Genomic DNA, 20,044 nt, shown 5'->3' with positions numbered 1-20,044 from the left:
AATAATTAATTAAGCTTCAGCAATATTTTTGTTAAGCCCTCGCCTAACTTTTCAATAGATTCTTGCTGTTTAGGATCTACTAACGTGCCATCAGGATTAAAGGCTTCATAAGCTTTGGTTACTGCTATTTGATCGGGTAGTACCAAAACTTTGATGTTTCCCAAAATAGAGCGCAAGTGAACCAAGCCCCGCAAACCACCAAGAGCGCCTGGGGAAGCACTCATAATAGTAGCAACTTTACCTGCAAAGGCAGCCAACGGCGCTTCATTTGGGGCTGGACGGGATGCCCAGTCAATGGCATTCTTCAAAACTGCTGTAAGTGAACTGTTATATTCTGGCGAAGCAATTAGCAATCCTTGATGAGAAATCAGCAAGTCTTTGAGAGTGCGGGCGTTGGCTGGTAGTCCTTCTTGAGCTTCTAAATCTTCATCAAATAGAGGTAAAGGCAAATCACGGAGGTCAATATAAGTTACTTCTGCGCCTGCTGCTTGAGCGCCAGCCGCCGCGATTTTTACCAATTTTTTGTTGTAAGACTCAATTCGGGTGCTGCCTGCAAAGGCGAGGATTTTAGGTGTAGATGCCATAGTTAGAGGTTGAATGGGAAGGATTAACCTGTTCAGCTGCATTATCCTGTTTTCAGGCGATCGCTATTTACTACCTTTAGATTTTCTTTACAAATTTTTTCTAAGTTACAAAGTTACATAATTACACTAATTATAGTGAAGACTAAAAACCCTGCCTTTGGAGTCGAAATATGAACGCTCACAAGATAGAAGTCGTTTTAACTGAAGATGGAACTTTGACGTTACGGGGTTTACCCTTTCACGCCGGGGATGCTGTAGAAGTGATTATTCTGGAAACTAAAACTCCACAGCACCAGACACTACTAAAACCTCAATCAGATATAAATCCTTATCTTTTGCACAACACACAGCCATACTGTTATGACGACCCCACAGAACCCGTAGCCTTAGAAGACTGGGAAGTTTTGCAATGATTGTACTTGATACTCATATTTGGATTTGGTGGGTTCAAAACGATTCACGACTGACTAAACAACAGCGACAATGGTTACAAGATTACGAGTCTGACGGTTTAGGAATTAGCATTCTTTCTTGTTGGGAAGTAGCTAAATTGATAGAGAAAAAGAGACTAATTTTACCTTTAGCTATTGATAAATGGCTAGAAGCGGCTTTGAGTTATCCAGGAGTAGAACTATTAGATATATCTGTGCCAATAGTAATTGATTCAACTCAATTAAGCGGCTTCCATAGCGACCCATTTGACCAACTTATTGTGGCTACAGCTAGATTTTATGATTGTCCTTTGTTAACTTCAGATGCCAAAATTCTTAACTACTCTGGCGTGAAAACACTGAAGTAAACTTAGATCGCTATTTGCTACCTTTAGATTTTCTTTATAAACTTTCTCTAAAATTATGGCGAATTGGTCAGATTCTTATCTCGGTAAGTTACGACAAGTTGTAGGCGATCGCCTACTTCTATTATTTGGAGTACGCGTGATTATCGAGGATAATTTGGGGCGCGTTTTGTTGCAAAAGCGAAGTGATTTTAAACTTTGGGGGCTACCTGGTGGGTGTCCAGAAGTAGGTGACTCTGCCGAAGAATGTTCAGCACGAGAAGTTTTTGAAGAAACTGGTTTAACAGTTAAGCGTTTTGAAGCTGTGGGGTTTTCTTCCAATCCAGCCTTTGAAACTGTAACTTATCCCAACGGCGATCGCGTCCAAAATTTCATTCTAATTTTGCGAGCCGTTGAATGGTCAGGCAGTCTTGCTTGCCTAGATGGAGAATCGCTAGCACTGGAATTTTTTGATTTGGCAGACTTACCTACGCTAATGCCAAACGATCACCCTGTTTTAGAAAAGTTTCAAGAATACAAGAAAAGCGGCAAATTCCTGATGTTCTAAAGCATTTTTTCTAAGAATTGCTTGGCGCGATCGCACTGAGGATTTTGGAAAAACTCACTAGGAGTAGCATCTTCTGCTAAAATTCCCTGATCGAGAAACATAATCCGATTGGCAACTTCTTTTGCAAACCCCATTTCATGGGTAACGATCGCCATTGTCATTCCAGAAAGTGCTAAAGCTTTCATCACTTCCAGCACATCCTTAACCATTTCTGGATCTAATGCAGAGGTGGGTTCATCAAACAAAATCATCTCTGGTTCCATTGCTAATGCACGAGCGATCGCTACTCGCTGTTTTTGTCCCCCCGATAGTTTGGATGGATAGACAGACGCTTTTGGCTCTAAACCTACCTTCTTCAGCAATTCTAAGCCATGTTCTTGTGCTTTTTGTTTGTTAATTCCTTTCACCTTGATGGGCGCGTAGGTGACATTTTGCAGCACATTCATGTGGGGAAACAAATTAAAATGTTGAAATACCATTACCAAATGCTGGCGCACCTTAGCAATGTTTGCTTTGGGCTTGGTGATTTCTTGATCGTGAAAGTAGATTCTGCCTCTGGTAGGTTGTTCTAGCAAGTTTATGCATCGCAGAAAGGTAGACTTACCTGAACCAGAAGGGCCTAGTATAGCAACCACTTCCCCCTGATAAAACTCAGTGGAAATATCTTTGAGTACGTCAAGTTTACCAAAGGATTTACATAAGAATTCCGTGCGAATTACCACATTATTCACTTTCCCGTAACCTCCTTTCTAAAGCGGATGCACCCAAGGTCATACCCATTACTAAAACATAGTAGATTAACCCTGCAAATAGCAGTGGTTCAAAATAAATATACTTATTTGCACCAACGATTTGGGCGCTGCGTAATATTTCCACTACTCCAATGGTTGACACCAGCGCAGAATCTTTGAGCAATCCGATAGTTTCATTTACCAATGCGGGGAGGATATTCTTCAATGCTTGCGGTAAAATCACATCCCACATCATCAACCAATAGGGAACACCCATAGACATCGCCGCTTCACTTTGTCCTTTATCCACCGCCTGAATTCCACCCCTGATGGTTTCTGACATATAAGCGCCAGAATTTAAGGTAAAAGTTAGTACACCAGCCTGCAATGCTGAAATGTCATAGCCTGTAAGCTGGGGTGTTGCATAGTAAACTAATGCTAACTGTAATAATAAAGGTGTGCCTCGAAAAACAGAGGTGTAGGCATTAGCAACCCAGGTAAGCGGCTTGATGCCGATAATTTTTAATAGAGACAATATTGTTCCCCAAATTAACCCCAAGGATACAGATAATAGGGTAAACAACAAAGTTAAAGGAATTCCCCGAAGAATAAAAGGAATGTCTGGAAAAATTCTGGTAAAGTCGAGATTCAATCCGCCTTTGGCAGGAGTTGAAGATTCAGAATTAGCGGTAACATTCTGTGAGAACCATTTGGCGACAAATTTATTTAATGTGCCATCGTCCTTCATTTGTTGAAGAACTTTGTTAAACGGTTCGACAAAAGAAGAACCTTTAGGAAAAGCGATCGCCGATCCACTTGCCTGCTCTGAAGGAATAGTATTAAATTCTAAATCTGGGTTAGCTTGGGCAAATCCCTTAGCAACAGTATCCTCAATAATTGCTGCATCAATTCGTCCAGATTTGATTTCCTGAACTACTTCCGGCACTCTGTTGAGTTGCTTTAGCTGAATACCCGCAAATTTTTTAGCAATTTTCTGGGCATTCTGTTCTTGGATGGTTCCTAGTTGTACGCCAACCTTTTTTCCTAATAAGTCTTGGGGCTGCTTTAGGTTGCTACCTTTAGGAGCGACAATGGTATCTTTGGCTTCGTAATAAATAATTGAAAAGTCAATATTTTTCTGGCGTTCTGGAGTCGGAGTCATCCCAGCCATTACAAAGTCAGCCCGATTTGCTTGGAGTGCAGGAATTAACCCATTAAAATCAGATTCCATTATTTGGAGTTTAAACCCTAGTTTTTCAGCAAGGGTTTTAGCAATATCTATATCAAAGCCAACGATTTGGCGATCGCCTCCTTTCGTATCATAAAACTCATAAGGAGGATAATCTGGGGAAGTAATCATCGTTAGGGTGTCTTTCCCTAAAGATGAGACAGCTTTTAGAGAATTACTATGTCCGATAATGCTGATTACTACTGCTACAACTAGTATAGTTGATAGCCATACTTTTTTTTTCTTCATAAACTTGATATTTTTTTAGAGACAGCCTCTCAGAAAGAAGGGTCATATCAGCAGCTAGCAAAAGATTTTAGTGTATTTAAAAGTTTTTGTGCAGAAGCTTTTAAATTTGCACTTATTTTTTAAACCACTTTATCTCTTAGGAGAAAATCTAGAAGACGGCGAACATAAGCACCCCACGATTCAGCACCATGTGGAAAAACTGATGCATAAAGCATAATACTGCTTATTGTGTCGAAGAATAAATCAGAATCGGCATCGGCTTGAAATTCACCTCGCTCCTTCGCATGTTTTAGCACGATCGCAAAAGCTTCCCGTCGAGGCTGTAGATATTTTTTCCAATACATCTGAGCGAACTGAGGATTGGTTAATGCAGTGCTAACAATCATGGCAACAGTCTGTTTTCCTAAAGGGTTGAGTGTAAGTTGTGCAGCACTCTCAATCAAAGAATCGATGTCACCCCAGAAACTCCCTGTATCAGGTATCACAACTTCTTGTCTAAGACTTTCAATTGCATCTGCAATCAACTCTTCTTTGGAACTATATCGTCGATAAATCGTAGTTTTGCCTACTCCAGCACGGGCAGCGATCGCATCAACATTCATTTGAGTAAAACCAACCTCTATCAGTAAATCAATTGTCGCTTGGAGAATTGCCTGATGAGACTCAACACTGCGAGGTCTTCCAGGGCGCTTTTTAGCAGGTTCACTCATTTAGCAAGAATTTTATATTAATTTTTATCTCTGACACACAAGCTATAAATGTGATTGACATTTGCATTTGATATTATCGATACTACTAGTATCGATAATATTATTTATAAAGCTATGTCTTTGCGAACTCGACCCCAATATACCAACAAAAATAGCACTCAAACTTTACGTCAAGGGCTGAAGGAATACTACACGGTCAATTTCGATCTTACTCATCCCAGTACTCAACCAGAGGATTTTGCCAAAATCTTGTTTGCTCATGATGCTAGTCACGTCATTTATGGCTGTGACACAGATATGTACGATGAACTTAAGATTTTGCCTCTGACATTTTGGACAAGTAACTTCAAATTTAGAGATTGGTTGCGTGAGCGCCAAAATCCATCTGTAAATGTAATGTACGAAGACTTGATCAAACGTCATGGTGTGATTTGGTTGTACACTTCCATCTTTTTTGAATTACTGCGACTAATGCCAGAGCTGATTTCAATGTGGCGAAAAACTCGGAATCATCAAATTTTCGTCCCATTTCTTAACTTTGAATCAATGTTAGACCGTTCACTGTTAGAAATTCGTCAAGAGTTTAACCTTTTACCTTTTATTAAATAGACTTTTTTGTTTTGTTGCCTCCAACAACTTGACGCTGGCATAAATAGCATCAATATAAGGTGTGGGAATTTGAGTAAGTTTTCCCAATTCTGCCACCGCGCCAACGATCGCGTCTATCTCCGTAGCGCGTCCGGCTTCAATATCTTGTAGCATCGAAGTTTTATGAGCGCCAACATTTTCTGCTCCATTAATTCGTTGTTCTAAAGTGATGCCAAACTTGATACCCAAATTTTCTGCGATCGCTTGAGTTTCAGTCATCATAAGCCGCGCTAGTTCACGGGTGAGGGGATAGCGGCAAATATCCTCTAGAGTAGCACCGGTTAAGGCACTGATTGGATTAAATGCCACATTTCCCCACAACTTGATCCAAATTTCCGTGCGAATTTGATTACGGATTGGTGTTTTGAATCCTGCTTGTTTTAAAGTCTGTGCCAATAATTGAATGCGTTCTGTTTTAGTGCCGTCGATTTCACCAAGAGTAAAGCGATCGCCTTCAATATGTTTAATCACACCTGGTTCAATTATCTCAGTTGCCGGGTAAACAACACAACCGATAGCACGGTCAGCACCGATATTAGCTTCAATAATCCCATCTGGATCAACAGATTGAATCCGCGTACCTTCATACTCACCGCCATACTTGCGAAAGTACCACCAAGGAACCCCATTTTGGGCTGTTACCACCATCGTATGAGAATTGTAGAGTGCAGGGATAAAAGGTGCGATCGCAGGTACACTGTGAGCCTTAACAGTTAAAATTACTACATCTTGTGGCCCCGCTTCTTGAATATCACTAGTTGCCAAAGCTGGAGTAGCAATTTGGTCAGAACCGTCTGCTATAAGCAACTTCAGCCCATTTCTTTTAATTGCCTCCAAATGAGAACCACGAGCGATTAGCGTTACCTCTTCACCTGCTAGTGCCAATTTCGCCCCTAAATATCCACCAATCGCACCCGCGCCAACAATACAAATTTTCATTTTGTCAAATCACTCATTATTTCTTACTCAGCACTTTTGAAGCTTTGCATCGCTTTTTGTAAGTCTTGATGAACAGATTTGGAGGCAGCTATTATCAATCCAGGCATAGTATAGTTTTCACAAGTATGCAGTGGTGGTAAAGTCGAACCATCCAAAGTAGTTACAATCCAGCCAGCCTCTTTCGCAATAAAAGCGAGTCCAGCACTATCAAGAAATTTACCTGATTTGATGACTGCTCCACTTAAATCGCCACTGAGAATACCATTGAGACTAGGAATTTCAATATCACTAGAGTAATCAGTCGCTATATCGATGACTTTATATCGATCTTTTAGTAAATCTGCGATCGCATTCATTCCCCATCCCAACAAAATAGCAGGTTTGGCGGATGTTATGTGTAACGGCGCACAGGCTTCTAAACTCATCTCCAGCGTCCCCTTAAAAGCACCTTCACCTTTGAGAGCGTAAAAATAAACATTTTGGGCAGGGGAAATAGCAATTACTGCTTCAAAGTCATCCGAATTTAGAATACCAAGAATAATTTGGTAATTAGAATGTCCATCCATATAAAACTTCGTGCCATCGATTGGGTCGAGTGTGACTAAATAATCACCTTCTGAACCGAGATCGTTAGCGCGAAAATACTTAGTATTGTTAGAACTTTCATATTCTTCACCATAAAAGCGAATATCTGGGAAAGTTCCTAGTAGTACTACTTCAACCAGATTTTGAATAGCCACATCTGCATCAGTAAGTGCAGCACTAAAAAAGTTGTTTCCTTGTTCTTTGGCAGGAAGTGCAGCAATTTTTGGTTGCAGAAAACGGGCATAGGCTGCTGCTACTTTCAGATGGGGAAGTAAAGTCTCCAAAATCAGTCGAGTAGTAGGTGTTGTGGACATTGCAGCAAACTCCTTTTAGAAATCATCTACCGTTGGCTGGGCGATAGAATTCTATATCTAGACAAAATTACGGTATCATTTTGATGCAATGATACCACCGTTGCTATATTACTCTAATATGTGTGTCTGGTTAAGCTGCATAATCATTAAAGGTTTAGTTTTCACATTGAAAGACTTTGGCTGTTGTTGATTTCGGGTTAGCGATCGCCTAAAAAAGCCTAACCCTTCAGCAATACATAACCAAAAGTACTTATACCTACATTGAACGGTGAGTAATGTGAAGAATATGCAAAGATGTGCTTTTAAGTAAAGACATTTAAATAAATCCAGTAGTATGTAGGTAGTATATAGTTAGTACAAAGTGATTTAGATGTTCTCTATTTTCAGGCTAGATAGTCACGGGCAATAGCTCACAACGAGGGTATAAAATTATTTTTGTTTATCAAGAGTGAACTCTTTTCTATTTTCACAGTAGTAGGAATTACCCATTGAAAAAAAACAAATTGTAAAGTGTGAGTTGTAGACATTCATCTTGATTCTTCGAGCTTTTTTCAGCTTTCATGATTGATTAAATATTAGTGAAAAAAGTTTGAAACTATGTGTTTGACTAAATGCACGCGCTCATGAGTTTGTATAGCGATTAAAACTCTTCTTGTCCTTTGATAGTTAGATAAGTGCGATTAAAAAGCCTTTTGACCAGGTGAATCTTTGATGAATATTACTGTTCTTCACTCTTGAGATATAAAATATGCCGAAAACGTCAAAGTGAGACGAATTTTTGTGCCCAAAAACAGTACTAAACTCAAGGTTGAGAACTGAAGTTACTGAAAAAATCAACTTAGGTAGGTAAAAGTTATGGCGAATATAATTGGAACCAATAAGAACGATACCCTAGTAGGTAGTTCTAACGCGGACACAATTAGGGGTCTTGCAGGCAACGATATCATTATAGCTAATGAGGGCAATGATACCATTATAGGTAACGAGGGCAACGACACCCTGACTGGTGGGGGCGGTAAGGATAAATTTATTTACAAGAGCTACTTCAATGGCACTAATATCATCACCGATTTCGGTGGCGTCGGTAAAGGAACAAACCCGACAGCAGCAGTCATTGCCGAAGTGGATACCTTAAAATTTCAAAACAATGACTCGTTCACTGCCCGAAATCTTTTGCTGACCCAGAACGGCAGCAATCTGGAAATCAGCTTTGAAAAAATTAATAGTAAACTCATCCTACAAAACTTCAAATTAGAAAACTTGCAGAACCTGAAAGCAACTGGTGCAAGACCAGCTGTTGGCAATATCCTGTTTAATGGGGAAACTAGCATCACCGACAGTTTTCATATCTTTGATGCCAACTCCACAGATACTAGCCTGAGCATCAAAAATACTGTTACCTTCCTTAATGACCTCGATAACAACATTACGGGTTTAGATGATTCAGATGACGTAATTAATGGTCAGGGCGGTAATGACAAAATCGATGGCTTAAGTGGCAATGACATCCTCAGAGGTGGTACAGGGAATGATACTCTCATTGGTGGTGTGGGCAATGACACGCTCATTGGTGATGCTGGGGATAGCTCCCTCATTGGCGGTACTGGGGATGATAATTTGAATGTTAACAATTTACAAGGCAATAACCTACTCTCTGGTGGCGATGGAAATGATAATCTACTTGCCTCTGGTTACTACTTCATTTTCCGAGGCTCAATTCTACCTGGTGACCTTAACAGTCCAATCATAGGCAATAACACCCTCAACGGTGGCGCTGGTGATGATAACTTAAGTGCTGACTCTTCAACAGGCAATAACACCCTCAACGGTGGCGCTGGTGATGATAGCTTAAGTGCTGACTATTCAATAGGTAATAATCTCCTCTCTGGTGGCGCTGGCAATGACTCTTTAAAGATAGGCATCTCAATAACAGACCCATATACTGACCCCTCTTCTTTAGTGACTCAAACAGTAGATGGAGGTATTGGTGATGATTCGTTGTCTGGCAATTACTATAATGCTACCGCAGGAATCACTTCAACATTCAATACTACTACTAACATTGGATCAATTACCACGCCTACGAATCTAGTTAGTTACAAGAATATCGAACAATTAAATATTACAGGTACACAATACGATGACTTGATTGTGGGCAGCAATGGCAACGATACGCTCTCCACAGGCAATGGTGGCAATGATACGATAGATGGGGGTAAGGGTGACGATTTGTTGTTTGGCCTCGATTACACCTATGCTACCGCAATCACTTCGACATTCAATGCTATTACTAACACTGGCTTAATTACGGTCGGTACTAATCGACTTAGTTACAAGAATATCGAACGATTAGATATCTCAGGTACAGAATACGATGACTTGATTGTGGGGAGTAATGGCAACGATACCTTGAACGGCGGCAGCTATGGTGGCAATGATACGATAGATGGGGGTAAGGGTGACGATTTGGTGTCCGTCCATTACTACAATCCAACTCAAGGAATTACTTCGACATTTAATGCCATTACTAACACTGGCTTAATTACGGACAGTACTAATCGAGTTAGTTACAAGAATATCGAACAATTAGATATCTCAGATACAGAATACGATGACTTGATTGTGGGGAGCAATGGCAACGATACGCTCTCCACAGGTAGTGGCAATGATACGATAGATGGGGGTAAGGGTAACGATTTGTTGTCTGTCAATGACGGCTCCGCAACTCAAGGAATCACAACGAGTTTCAATGCCATTACTAACACTGGCTTAATTACGGACGGTACGAATCGAGTTAGTTACAAGAATATCGAACGATTAAATATCTCAGGTACACAATACGATGACTTGATTGTGGGGAGCAATGGCAACGATACCTTGAACGGCGTCAATAGTGGCAATGATACGATAGATGGAGGTAAGGGTGACGATTTGTTGTTACTCTATTACAGTAGTACCAAAGGAATCACTTCCACATTCAATGCCACTAGTAACATTGGATCAATTACGAGCAGCACGAATCGAGTTAGTTACAAGAATATCGAACGATTAGATATCTCAGGTACAAACTACGATGACTTGATTGTGGGGAACAATGGCAACGATACCTTGTCGGGCGAGGGTGGTAATGATACGATTATTGGCGGTGCAGGTAACGATACCTTGATTGCTAGTAGTTATTCAGGTAATAGCATCCTTTACGGTGGCGAAGGTAATGATAGCCTCAGCTTCAATAATTATACGTTCATCTTCGATACACCATCTAGTACTACTACTAGCATCTTTGGTTTCAATAGTTACAACGAAGGTATTGATAGTATTGATGGCTTCAACACGACTAATCAACTGATTCAGGTATCGGCTGTTGGTTTTGGTGGGGGGTTATCATCAGGTTCACTCAAAGCAAATCAGTTTACCATCGGAACATCTGCAACCACTAACACTCAGCGATTTATCTATAACAGCGCTACAGGTGGACTGTTCTTTGATCAAGATGGCAGTGCTTGTGGGTTTACTCAGGTAAAATTTGCACAATTATCTACTGGATTGTCATTAACCGAAAACAATTTTGTGGTTGTTTAATCGGAATTAGCGCTCTTTTATCAGCAAGCGATACGGTTTGCGAGGTACTATTTTTAGTATCTCGCAAACGATACTACTCAATGCAAATCATTTTAGTGAGCGATCGCAATTCTTGTACAGATCAGTTTGACGGAACAACTAAGCTGTTCTACATTTAAATTGCATAAGCTGGGCGGGCTTTTCGACCCACCCCACAAGAGTTATATTTAATTACGCCTACTACTTATTTTTTGGAGCTTCCTTAGCGATTAACAGTACTCATATCAGGATAGCGATCGCCTGCGGTAATCCCCTTTGGTGCTATCGCTTCAATCCGACTGAGGTCATCTGTAGTTAGAACAATCTCAGTTGCTGCAATGTTTTCTTCTAAATAAGTACGCCGCTTTGTACCAGGAATGGGCACAATATCTTCACCTTGAGCCAGTAGCCATGCCAAAGCAAGTTGGCTAGGTGTGACTTGCTTTTCATCAGCAATTTCCTTGACTTTTTCAACTAATTGCAGGTTTTTAGAGAAATTATCGCCTTGAAAACGGGGATTATTTCTCCGGTAATCATCTGCTGCAAGGTCTTCAGGACGGGTGATGGCTCCCGATAAAAACCCACGACCAAGAGGACTGTAAGGAACAAAACCAATTCCTAGTTCTCGTATAGTAGGTAAAATTTCATCTTCTGGATCGCGGCTCCATAAAGAATACTCTGTTTGTAGCGCGGTAATTGGATGAACTGCCGCAGCTCGTCTAATTGTTGCCGGGGCAGCTTCCGACAGCCCTAAATAGCGCACTTTACCAGCCTGTACCAATTGAGCCATTGCCCCTACGGTATCTTCAATTGGCACGTTTGGATCAACTCGATGTTGATAGTATAGGTCAATAACTTCTACTCCCAAACGTTTAAGTGAAGCATCACAAGCTGTTTGGACATATTCAGGAGTGCCATTAACTCCTTTCCAACCACCTTCTTCGGTACGAACATTGCCAAATTTGGTTGCTAATACTACTTGCTCTCGACGATCTTTAATTGCTCTACCGACTAATTGCTCATTAGTGAAGGGCCCATACATATCAGCAGTATCGAGAAAATTCACTCCAAGATCCAGAGCATGATGGATAGTGGCGATCGCTTCAGATTCATCACGACCACTGTAAAACTCAGACATTCCCATACAACCAAGTCCCAGTTGAGAAACTTCCAGTCCTTGTTTGCCTAACTTTCTAGTTTTCATTGAAAATTTACCAGCTATTAAGTCTTATGTGAACATCAGTATTAAAATAAACAAGGATATGTTACCTAAATTACAGGAATTTGTCTTAGCTCTTTAGTGGTATTTTGAGCATTTTAACTACTGTTGGTTTTCTTAATAATTTCATTTGTATCTAAAAATGCAGTATTTGTTCACTGAGCCTTAAACCATTGGATAGAAATAATTGCATAAAGACTACTTCTTTTTCAGTAGGCAGAAATCAGGCTTTTAAGATTGAATCGAATTAAGTAAATTGAGGAAAACAAAAACCCTGTCCCAATTCCTCTTCTCTCTTGCTTCTTTTTCAACTCTATCTATCAAATCTATGAATATAAATTATCAAAATCTACCTATTTTTACACTAGTCATCATTGCTGTATTGTTGACTTCACTGTTATTGGATCGGTGGTGGCGCGAACGCATCTATAACTTGAACGGTAAAACTATACTGATTACAGGTGATTCGCGGGGGCTAGGGCTAGTTATGGCACGCCAGTTGATTCAAGCAGGAGCGCGTTTGGCGATTTGTGCCCGCGATCCACAAGAATTGGAGCGATCGTGTCTTGAACTAGAACAACGAGGTGGAGAGGTTCTGGCTATACCTTGTGATGTGACTGACAAAACTCAGGTCGAGCAGATGATACAACAGGTACGCGATCGCTTTGGAGCGATCGACATCTTAATCAACAATGCTGGTACTGATTTTGTCGGCCCAATGGATGTAATGACTCTGGAGTACATCAAATTGATAAAGAATAATGCTCCTGATGGACAACACCACTGGTTTCCTATTGATTGGGTAAGGGCAGTAGACGAACGAGCCGTTTATCTAAAAAAGACGGTGGATGAAGTGATACAAGAATTGCTCAATGAGCAGCCTGTTGGCGTTTAAAATTGTTAGTTGTTGAGTGGATAGCGCTGCACATCTTTTACCAAGGCAGCGCTTGCCTATCCAGCATCCACAATCAGTATCTTCTGTCCCTTATTCCACCAGCGAAACCCAAATGGCTAATAAAGAGCTAGAAACGCTCAAAAGACTAGCTTTTAAACAATCTGAGCGCAGTTCAGAACAGCCCTTGTCACCATTAGACTCCAACGCTAGCTTACCCAAAGAAAAGCCTAAGCGAAATATGAACTGGTGGTTTCTAAAAATAGCATCGATCACAGGATTATTGTATTTACTCTTTATCGTACTTACTCCTACCCCGCCTCCTCAAGAAAACCGTAGAATTGGAAATACGGAAGTTATTATATTTAGTTTGATCTTGCTGTTTAACTCAGGTTTGCTAGACAACATAGATGATATCTCAATTTCAGGTACGGGAATTGCGCTAAGGAGACTCAAGCAAGAAGTTAGGGATGACATTAATAAGTTGCAAGATGAGCAAATCGCCGAACTGAATACACAACAAAAGCGGATTGACTTGCTTCAGGAGCAACAATCAGCAACATTGCAATTTTTAGTTAGATATCTGATTGATGGCAATGAACTTAAGCATCTAATTAAGCTTAATTCTCAAGAAGAATTTAACTTTAAATTTGACGATGATTTAGCAATGGAACTCAAGCATCTTCGAGCAATGGGATTTATTAATAATTTTGTGGGTAAAGGAATTGAAAAAGTTCAACAAGATGGAGAAGGCGATTTAAAAAATTATTTTCACATTACGGAAGAAGGTAAATCTTATTTAGCTTTGAGAAAAACCTTAGGCATTAACGAAATTCCTGGACTGGGTGAAGACGGACGATGGCATCGAGACATTAGGGATTCAGCAAAAATATTGAACTAGAGAAATTTTAAAAAATAGCAAATTAAATATAACGCTTCATAACGCTTCTCGTTTATGTAAGGATACGCCAGTGCCGTGTTTCTACACCCGGCGATATAATCATGGGAACCGTTATATCTGCCTTAAAATGGCGTTGTTCTATAAATGTGGAAAAATGGGTAAGAAGAAGTAATTGAACAGTAGCGCTTCATTATTACCAATTACAAGAACCAACTAAGCTAGCCACTATCTCAACTAGTTCTTCAGGATCAATGGGTTTAGATACATGAGTGTTAAAGCCACCTTCCAAGGCACGGATACGATCCTCACTATCAGCAAAGGCTGTTAAAGCAATAGCCGGAACTCGTCCACCATTCATTGGTTTGAGCGCACGAATTTGGCGGATGAGAGTGTAGCCATCCTCCCCAGGCAATCCGATATCAGAAATTAAAACATCGGGTTGCAATTCAGATAAAACTTGGCGTGCCGCATCTGCTGATATCACTGCTATAACTTTTGCTCCATCCATTTCCAACACAGTAGTGATGAAGAAGCGAGTATCATCATCATCCTCAACTACCAGAATATTTAAACCAGCAAGAGTTCCAGAAGGTTCCATAAATGTTATTTTATTATAACTTTCTGTGACTTTTACCTGCTAATGATAAAATCAGCGCTTGAGAAACCCTCAAAATGACATTTTTCAGATGCGGTGAAAAGTCAGAAGTATATAATCAACGGTAAAAAGAGGCAAGGGAGCAGGCGGCGAGGGGCAGAGGGAAAAACTGAATATGATTGAGTTACGTAAAAGATTTATTAAGTATATAAATTAAAGCTTTTCCTTGTAAAGCAGTCTCTATCTATGGATTAATTGCCAAAGAAAAAATTGAGATAAAATTCGTTTTATAGTTGTCGATCAAACTATTAGTGATGATTTGAATATAGTAGTTCCCATTCAGATGTTGTACAAGATTATATCATGAGGTGTAGGGTGTATCTCACGTAAACGAGAAACGCTATAAATAAATGCGATCGCAGTGCTTGTGATCTATAAGTCCATAAACACATGGCTTTCGATATTCTTGAGAGGTGCGATGGTTTGGCGATTAACTACGGTGTTGGGCAAGAGGGCACGATCGCTCTCTAACTCCAAAACGCAAATAATGCTTCATCCTCGAAGAAATCTGCAAGTCCTATGTAGTTTTTATGTCATTTCTAGCCAGTTGTAGAGCGGGAACTGAACTCTTTTGAGTACTGTATCACTAATGTAGAGGCGTTCAACAGCACTCATACAACAACTGGCATAGAGCGGGAGAAGTGATGCAGGGTTAAAGCTGTGTTTCAAACCACAACTTTTTCACTGTCTAACGCTGTTGATATCTCTATTGAAGCTCCAACAGCACAACATCAGTTGCCAATTTGCCGAAATTTGTGACCTTTATAGACAATGGAGCCAGGAGCGCAGGGTGAAAAGGGGAAACTTTCTCCTTAGCAAAACGCAACCTGCCCCAATTCCTCTTTTCCTTCCCCCTGGAAAAACTATCTCTTGCTGACAAGTCTTGTCTAGCATCAAGCTCATTGAAACTTTTATTTCCTTTCTTGGTTAGGTTTCGTTTTCTTTAAGGTTTTTTACTCTTCGTTTTCAGTTGGAAGAGAGCGAATTAATTCCCGAATTACATCGGTTGCTGGTCTGCCAGTGTTTGAGCAATATTTTTCTAACTTCTCAGCCTCACCTGATGTAAGGTTTATTGTAAGTCGTTTAACAGCCCATTTCTTATTCATAATATTAGACAAGTTCGATTTCTCAACTACTTCTCTAATATCAATCACTTAATCTGTTACTACATGGGTATTATCAAGGAATTTTAATTCAAGAAATGATGAAGCAAACGAATATGTTTTTCCAAATAATAGTCAAGATGTAAAGTCTATTTTAGAATATAAAGTTTAACTGCCTTAAAAGTAGCAACTATAAAGCCAGTACCAAGGTAGTATAGAATAAATTTACAAAGACTAAGCAATTTACTGAAATATACCCTAGTCCATATCAGAAGCCCAACCTATAGTAGTACATTGGAGATATTAGGGCAATTAAGGCAGCGATGCCTACGGCGGGCTACGCTTACGCAATTAAACTAGACAACTACATTTTGGCTCATTTACTCACCCTTCTGCCTTTGGGTAAAGAACAATAGCATTGTCATAAGGGCTATTTGCTGTGGCATGATGCTCTTTTAACAAACTTTCTGGTAATGACGGACGTAAACACAGATACACTAATGGCCCGAACAAGGGGAAAAGAGCAACTACCCAAAAAACACGTATATCCTTGATTCCTCAGCGTACCATATCATAATCAAATAATGAACTAATTGGAAATATCAAGTACATCAGACAGAAATCGAGACTGATGAGGTGAACAAAAGGTTTATGAAAAAACTGCTGAATATAATCTTGCTATTTTAAGTAAAAAATAAAATTAGATTTTCTGTAATCAATTTTATAATTATTAATTTCTTAACCTTTTTAATTTAGCTGTTTAAATTAAGATACTTTCATGCCTCTTGAGCAAGAATCATTTTAGATTGCTCTTCAACTTCACATATACAGCAGTTTTTTTTCAGATAAAGGATAAAACTATGGATTTTGAGGCAGTTCTTGCTGAAGGTAGGAGGTAAAAGTTATTACAATTGCTCCAAATGGCAAAAAACTCCTGACAGATATTTCGGCAGATATAGTGTGAGTATATAGGACTAATGTTTGATTTCTAAAAAAGCTCGGTACAAATTAAAAGCCTAATTCCCTATTCCCTACTCCCTACTCCCCACTCCCCGCCCACGGAGATAATTTCAAAAATCAAATACGATTCCTATACCTCTTAACATAGTCATATAGGAATATGCTTTACCGCTCTAACATCAGCAATTAGATAGTTTAAAAGACCGTTTTAAATGATTTAATATTATTACAGGATTTGGATTTAATTGCAAATCTATTCTCACGAGAGTACTTAGTCGTTTTTGTAAGTCTAACTAGTAATTAAAAATCATGCAAAATACATTAGTTGATAAAACCTTCCGCGATGACGAAGGTAACATTGTTATAGCTCAGATGCCAAATCTACCGCTTATTGTTTGGATAGTAACTAGTTTACTAACTCTAGTTTTTACAAGCGGCAAAATCAATACACTGTTAGACCTAGTAGCTTATGGTTCTTTGTTTACTTGGGCGTGGCTGGAATTATTCCAAGGCGTTAATTATTTTCGGAGAGCGCTAGGTCTTGTCGTACTTGTCGGTCTTATCGTTTTCAAACTTTAGTATTAATTAAGACTAAACAATTAAGGAAAATTACTTAGAGATTTTTGACGATAAGTTTCATGCTTGATTCGCATTGAGCAAAAGCGGTAGATAACATTGAAACGCAGCTAAAGTGTGTCGATTCTTCTGGTGTCTAGGTTTGCTAGGTAGCTACCCTGAAGGTTTCTAGCTAACAGAATCAATTTTATCTAAAATAAGCTTGACGTAGAAATGTAAACAAGATCTACCTATGTCAACATTATTTATAATTCATAATTTAAAGAGCGTCTGATATGCTGAATCCTCTTTCTTTAAGACTACGTTCATTAAAAATGAGCTTATGATTTGCTGTACCAATTATTTAGTCATACAGCTTACCAAGCGGTGATTTTAGCTCTTATGGCCAGCAGGCGATCGCCTGATAAATAATTGATTGTAGTAACTGGCAAAAAAATTATGATTACAAGCTAGATCATTACATCCTTTTATCATAAAAAGGCAGCTAATAATTGAGGAATTAAAGTTATTTAAATGATAGGCATAGCTAAAAAACCGGATTTTTAAGAGTACTGTAACCCTTACTAAGGTTGTGCTGGATAGATTTATTGGTAAGCTGAGATGGTAGCGAACTCCAATAACAGGCATGAATTACGTAGGCGTAGCCCGTCGTAGACATCGCTACTTGAGCAGTTCAGCAGGCAGAATCTCATAGGGCGACAATGCAAAAACTCCTTTTTAATGATAGAGATAGATTTAGAGCGCAGGCCCTATTTCTTGGTAAAAAGATTAACTTACAGAACTTGGAGAATTACGTTTGCTTGGCGACTATGCCAGTAATAATTTCAGTCGGTGAACACGGCTGTGCGGTACTGCTGAACTATGGTGCAGTTGTCCTGTTTAACCTTGAGCCAGTGGAAAAGGCAGCCTTCTTGACCAAACTATCCTCTCAAGTTAGTGGCTCTTTTGCCAACCCAGAAACAGAAGAGGTAGAAATTCATCTCAACGTAGCAGAGAGTGAGCGAGTTAAAGAGGGAAAAATTTCGCTGCATGAATTTAGTGTAGAACGCTTGCAGATAGTGGCTGATATTCTCGCCAAGAGTGTTGTGCTGTCTCACTATGAAACTAGCCTAGCGGGTGTATTTGATCAAATTGAACCCTTTGCAGCTAGTCTTCAGCGTGAAAACAGGAGTAGACGCCAGAGCCGGGAATTACTGCGTCAACTTGGGACTACTTTATTAGTTCAACATAAGATTGTTGGTCAAGTAGAAATTATTGATAAGCCTGAATTACTCTGGGAATCCCCACAGCTAGAAAACTTATATCTGCGCTTGGAGGATGAATACGAAATCCGTGAACGTCACCATGCTCTAGAACGCAAACTAGATTTAATTTCCCAAACTGCACAAACGGTGCTGGAATTCATGCAGCATAGCAGTAGCCAGCGAGTAGAGTGGTATGTGGTGATTCTAATTGTAGTAGAGATTCTTTTGTCACTATACGACATCATTTTCAAAGGCTAACGCTAAATTTGGAAAGCGTAAACCTATTGGACTAACTGAAAACTGCTATATTCTATCAGACGATTTATAATCATCTGGGCTAGGTGCAAAATGTTAATTAAAAACATTCTTCCCTACGAACGTGATAGAAAATACTTGTATGATTTATGATTTTTGACTCATAGTGTAAGGATTACAGATAATGCACGTTCTCAAAAAACCCATCAAACCAGCCACCTATATATCGTTCCTCCATATTTACCAAACTACTTGGGGAACTGCTGGTGATATTTGTTTAATCCGTGAATCTGTAGCTAATGAAAGTACAGCAAAGTTTATCGGTCACAAAATCCAACTAGCAATTCCAAGAGGTTTGGAGCGCGATCGCATCGCCAACTGTCCGATAATCAAAGTTGCAGGTAATGTCGGTGACGGACATCCTAAAGAGCATCCGTTGGAATGGGAGACTTATGAAGGTGTAGATCCTGAAATAGCTCTAGCGGCTCTCAAACCTTGGGGCTTCAAGTTAATTGAACTTTAGCGAGTTGAGCTTGTCAACTCTCTTTCATTCTTCTGCTAAAGTTACTTTTTTCCAAAATCGCCCAATTTTCTCACCCAGCATTATCAGACATTGGCTCAAATGGGAAAATTTATCTCAAGCAAAATTTCCCATTTTTGCCGTAATATCAAGCCAATTGTTTTACTCTAACCGGATATTTTTAAATTATTGTAGTATTTAAGACTTACGCACTGTATAAATGCATCTTGATGTAAATTAACGGTCTTGAGGAAGTTTTCAGGCTTTTCTTAATTATCTTGCGATGCCTACGGCGGTAAACTACAGAAATAGGCAATGCTGTGCCCCTACAAAAGATATAGTTCTTAACTTCCGCATATTTGCGGGATTTATTATCAACGCAAAAGTCCTAAGCCCAATCAAACCTCACCTTGTTTTTGCTATGCAAAACCTGTCCTTCTCCTTATCAAGCACAGGGATGTCCGTCAGGACAGGGTGAGGTTTTAAAGGACTATGACTTAAGGCGAAACGCTCTGAAGTACGAGATACGGAGATGTCGCACCTGTCACTCAAAGGTTTGCAGTTAGCCACTCGTATAAATAGGTAAAAGGATTAACCACGACCCCAATCGCGATCGCGTTCTTGATAGCGACGGTTATTATCACGAATGTTACGAAGGTTATTATCGCGCTCATAGCGGTGATTACGATCGCGCTCATAGCGATAGTTATTGTCGCGTTCATAGCGGTGATTGCGATCGCGCTCATAGCGATAGTTATTGTCGCGTTCATAGCGGTGATTGCGATCGC

General features: G+C 39.7%; 19 protein-coding genes and 1 pseudogene. 10 read left to right on the top strand and 10 right to left on the bottom strand.

The genetic code is table 11. The annotated features are described in order from the left end of the window. Positions 1–5: 5 nt before the first annotated feature. Positions 6–584 carry an NAD(P)H-dependent oxidoreductase gene (locus RMY00_RS09285; protein ID WP_322647253.1) on the bottom strand — a complete coding sequence of 193 codons (579 nt, stop codon included), beginning with the start codon at positions 582–584 and terminating at the stop codon, positions 6–8. A 170-nt stretch (positions 585–754) separates the two neighbouring features. Between RMY00_RS09285 and RMY00_RS09280 the strand changes: the two genes are divergently transcribed. Genes RMY00_RS09280 through RMY00_RS09270 form a run of 3 tightly spaced genes read left to right on the top strand, consistent with a single transcriptional unit; the run spans position 755 to position 1,927 of the window. Beyond that, entirely contained in the window at positions 755–997 is a 243-nt protein-coding gene (locus tag RMY00_RS09280; RefSeq protein ID WP_322647252.1) for a hypothetical protein, read from the top strand. After that, positions 994–1,383, top strand: coding sequence for a type II toxin-antitoxin system VapC family toxin (locus RMY00_RS09275; RefSeq protein WP_322647251.1), 390 nt, complete (start codon positions 994–996; stop codon positions 1,381–1,383). The genes RMY00_RS09280 and RMY00_RS09275 overlap by 4 nt, the downstream gene beginning before the upstream one ends. Positions 1,384–1,438: 55 nt before the next feature. Then, positions 1,439–1,927, top strand: coding sequence for an NUDIX hydrolase (locus RMY00_RS09270; RefSeq protein ID WP_322647250.1), 489 nt, complete (start codon positions 1,439–1,441; stop codon positions 1,925–1,927). On the opposite strand, the gene RMY00_RS09265 is transcribed toward RMY00_RS09270, so the two are convergent. From RMY00_RS09265 to RMY00_RS09255, 3 genes are all read right to left on the bottom strand, one after another. Beyond that, positions 1,924–2,658, bottom strand: coding sequence for an amino acid ABC transporter ATP-binding protein (locus RMY00_RS09265; RefSeq protein WP_322647249.1), 735 nt, complete (start codon positions 2,656–2,658; stop codon positions 1,924–1,926). The two genes, RMY00_RS09270 and RMY00_RS09265, sit on opposite strands and share 4 nt — an antisense overlap. Next, entirely contained in the window at positions 2,651–4,135 is a 1,485-nt protein-coding gene (locus RMY00_RS09260) for an ABC transporter permease subunit (RefSeq protein WP_322647248.1), read from the bottom strand. The genes RMY00_RS09265 and RMY00_RS09260 overlap by 8 nt, the downstream gene beginning before the upstream one ends. A 119-nt stretch (positions 4,136–4,254) precedes the next feature. Further along, positions 4,255–4,845: a TetR/AcrR family transcriptional regulator gene (locus RMY00_RS09255; protein ID WP_322647247.1), complete on the bottom strand. Its 591-nt coding sequence runs from the start codon at positions 4,843–4,845 to the stop codon at positions 4,255–4,257. Positions 4,846–4,899: 54 nt separating this feature from the next. Here RMY00_RS09255 and RMY00_RS09250 point away from each other — a divergent pair, with 54 nt between their 5' ends. After that, complete coding sequence (locus RMY00_RS09250) at positions 4,900–5,454, top strand: hypothetical protein (RefSeq protein WP_322647246.1); 555 nt, start codon at positions 4,900–4,902, stop codon at positions 5,452–5,454. Here the strand turns inward: RMY00_RS09250 and RMY00_RS09245 are convergent. After that, positions 5,437–6,432: a 2-dehydropantoate 2-reductase gene (locus RMY00_RS09245; RefSeq protein WP_322647245.1), complete on the bottom strand. Its 996-nt coding sequence runs from the start codon at positions 6,430–6,432 to the stop codon at positions 5,437–5,439. The genes RMY00_RS09250 and RMY00_RS09245 overlap by 18 nt on opposite strands. Positions 6,433–6,455: 23 nt before the next feature. Further along, positions 6,456–7,331: an inositol monophosphatase family protein gene (locus RMY00_RS09240; RefSeq protein WP_322647244.1), complete on the bottom strand. Its 876-nt coding sequence runs from the start codon at positions 7,329–7,331 to the stop codon at positions 6,456–6,458. A gap of 855 nt (positions 7,332–8,186) precedes the next feature. Between RMY00_RS09240 and RMY00_RS09235 the strand changes: the two genes are divergently transcribed. Continuing rightward, complete coding sequence (locus tag RMY00_RS09235; protein WP_322647243.1) at positions 8,187–10,913, top strand: calcium-binding protein; 2,727 nt, start codon at positions 8,187–8,189, stop codon at positions 10,911–10,913. A gap of 241 nt (positions 10,914–11,154) precedes the next feature. Here RMY00_RS09235 and RMY00_RS09230 read toward each other — a convergent pair whose 3' ends face one another. Beyond that, on the bottom strand, positions 11,155–12,135 hold the full coding sequence (locus RMY00_RS09230; RefSeq protein ID WP_322647242.1) for an aldo/keto reductase: 981 nt from the start codon (positions 12,133–12,135) through the stop codon (positions 11,155–11,157). A 343-nt stretch (positions 12,136–12,478) separates the two neighbouring features. On the opposite strand from RMY00_RS09230, the gene RMY00_RS09225 reads away from it, so the two are divergent. After that, on the top strand, positions 12,479–13,045 hold the full coding sequence (locus tag RMY00_RS09225) for an SDR family NAD(P)-dependent oxidoreductase (protein WP_322647241.1): 567 nt from the start codon (positions 12,479–12,481) through the stop codon (positions 13,043–13,045). A gap of 112 nt (positions 13,046–13,157) precedes the next feature. After that, positions 13,158–13,943, top strand: a complete 786-nt coding sequence (locus tag RMY00_RS09220) for a hypothetical protein (RefSeq protein WP_322647240.1) — start codon at positions 13,158–13,160, stop codon at positions 13,941–13,943. Positions 13,944–14,136: 193 nt separating this feature from the next. Here RMY00_RS09220 and RMY00_RS09215 read toward each other — a convergent pair whose 3' ends face one another. After that, positions 14,137–14,541, bottom strand: a complete 405-nt coding sequence (locus RMY00_RS09215) for a response regulator (protein ID WP_322647239.1) — start codon at positions 14,539–14,541, stop codon at positions 14,137–14,139. A 1,010-nt stretch (positions 14,542–15,551) separates the two neighbouring features. After that, the gene (locus tag RMY00_RS09210) at positions 15,552–15,704 is read right to left on the bottom strand and encodes a CopG family transcriptional regulator (RefSeq protein ID WP_322647238.1); all 153 of its coding nucleotides are present in this window, start codon (positions 15,702–15,704) and stop codon (positions 15,552–15,554) included. 1,266 nt (positions 15,705–16,970) lie between these two features. Here RMY00_RS09210 and RMY00_RS09205 point away from each other — a divergent pair. From RMY00_RS09205 to RMY00_RS09195, 3 genes are all read left to right on the top strand, one after another. Next, entirely contained in the window at positions 16,971–17,240 is a 270-nt protein-coding gene (locus tag RMY00_RS09205) for a hypothetical protein (protein ID WP_322647237.1), read from the top strand. A 698-nt stretch (positions 17,241–17,938) separates the two neighbouring features. Beyond that, positions 17,939–18,739 carry an RMD1 family protein gene (locus tag RMY00_RS09200; protein WP_322647236.1) on the top strand — a complete coding sequence of 267 codons (801 nt, stop codon included), beginning with the start codon at positions 17,939–17,941 and terminating at the stop codon, positions 18,737–18,739. 181 nt (positions 18,740–18,920) lie between these two features. Continuing rightward, positions 18,921–19,259, top strand: a complete 339-nt coding sequence (locus tag RMY00_RS09195; RefSeq protein ID WP_322647235.1) for a hypothetical protein — start codon at positions 18,921–18,923, stop codon at positions 19,257–19,259. Between the two features lie 588 nt (positions 19,260–19,847). Here RMY00_RS09195 and RMY00_RS09190 read toward each other — a convergent pair. Beyond that, positions 19,848–20,044: pseudogene (locus tag RMY00_RS09190) on the bottom strand (hypothetical protein); the annotation flags it as partial.

It is taken from the genome of Nostoc sp. ChiVER01 (assembly GCF_034531155.1).
Classification (GTDB): domain Bacteria; phylum Cyanobacteriota; class Cyanobacteriia; order Cyanobacteriales; family Nostocaceae; genus Nostoc.
This window is presented reverse-complemented; position numbering and strand designations above follow the sequence as displayed.

Coding starts and splice junctions, on each gene's coding strand:
- RMY00_RS09285 (WP_322647253.1), bottom strand. CDS start 584: ATGGCATCTACACCTAAAATCCTCGCCTTTGCAGGCAGCACCCGAATT.
- RMY00_RS09280 (WP_322647252.1), top strand. CDS start 755: ATGAACGCTCACAAGATAGAAGTCGTTTTAACTGAAGATGGAACTTTG.
- RMY00_RS09275 (WP_322647251.1), top strand. CDS start 994: ATGATTGTACTTGATACTCATATTTGGATTTGGTGGGTTCAAAACGAT.
- RMY00_RS09270 (WP_322647250.1), top strand. CDS start 1,439: ATGGCGAATTGGTCAGATTCTTATCTCGGTAAGTTACGACAAGTTGTA.
- RMY00_RS09260 (WP_322647248.1), bottom strand. CDS start 4,135: ATGAAGAAAAAAAAAGTATGGCTATCAACTATACTAGTTGTAGCAGTA.
- RMY00_RS09255 (WP_322647247.1), bottom strand. CDS start 4,845: ATGAGTGAACCTGCTAAAAAGCGCCCTGGAAGACCTCGCAGTGTTGAG.
- RMY00_RS09245 (WP_322647245.1), bottom strand. CDS start 6,432: ATGAAAATTTGTATTGTTGGCGCGGGTGCGATTGGTGGATATTTAGGG.
- RMY00_RS09240 (WP_322647244.1), bottom strand. CDS start 7,331: ATGTCCACAACACCTACTACTCGACTGATTTTGGAGACTTTACTTCCC.
- RMY00_RS09235 (WP_322647243.1), top strand. CDS start 8,187: ATGGCGAATATAATTGGAACCAATAAGAACGATACCCTAGTAGGTAGT.
- RMY00_RS09230 (WP_322647242.1), bottom strand. CDS start 12,135: ATGAAAACTAGAAAGTTAGGCAAACAAGGACTGGAAGTTTCTCAACTG.
- RMY00_RS09225 (WP_322647241.1), top strand. CDS start 12,479: ATGAATATAAATTATCAAAATCTACCTATTTTTACACTAGTCATCATT.
- RMY00_RS09220 (WP_322647240.1), top strand. CDS start 13,158: ATGGCTAATAAAGAGCTAGAAACGCTCAAAAGACTAGCTTTTAAACAA.
- RMY00_RS09215 (WP_322647239.1), bottom strand. CDS start 14,541: ATGGAACCTTCTGGAACTCTTGCTGGTTTAAATATTCTGGTAGTTGAG.
- RMY00_RS09210 (WP_322647238.1), bottom strand. CDS start 15,704: ATGAATAAGAAATGGGCTGTTAAACGACTTACAATAAACCTTACATCA.
- RMY00_RS09205 (WP_322647237.1), top strand. CDS start 16,971: ATGCAAAATACATTAGTTGATAAAACCTTCCGCGATGACGAAGGTAAC.
- RMY00_RS09200 (WP_322647236.1), top strand. CDS start 17,939: ATGCAAAAACTCCTTTTTAATGATAGAGATAGATTTAGAGCGCAGGCC.
- RMY00_RS09195 (WP_322647235.1), top strand. CDS start 18,921: ATGCACGTTCTCAAAAAACCCATCAAACCAGCCACCTATATATCGTTC.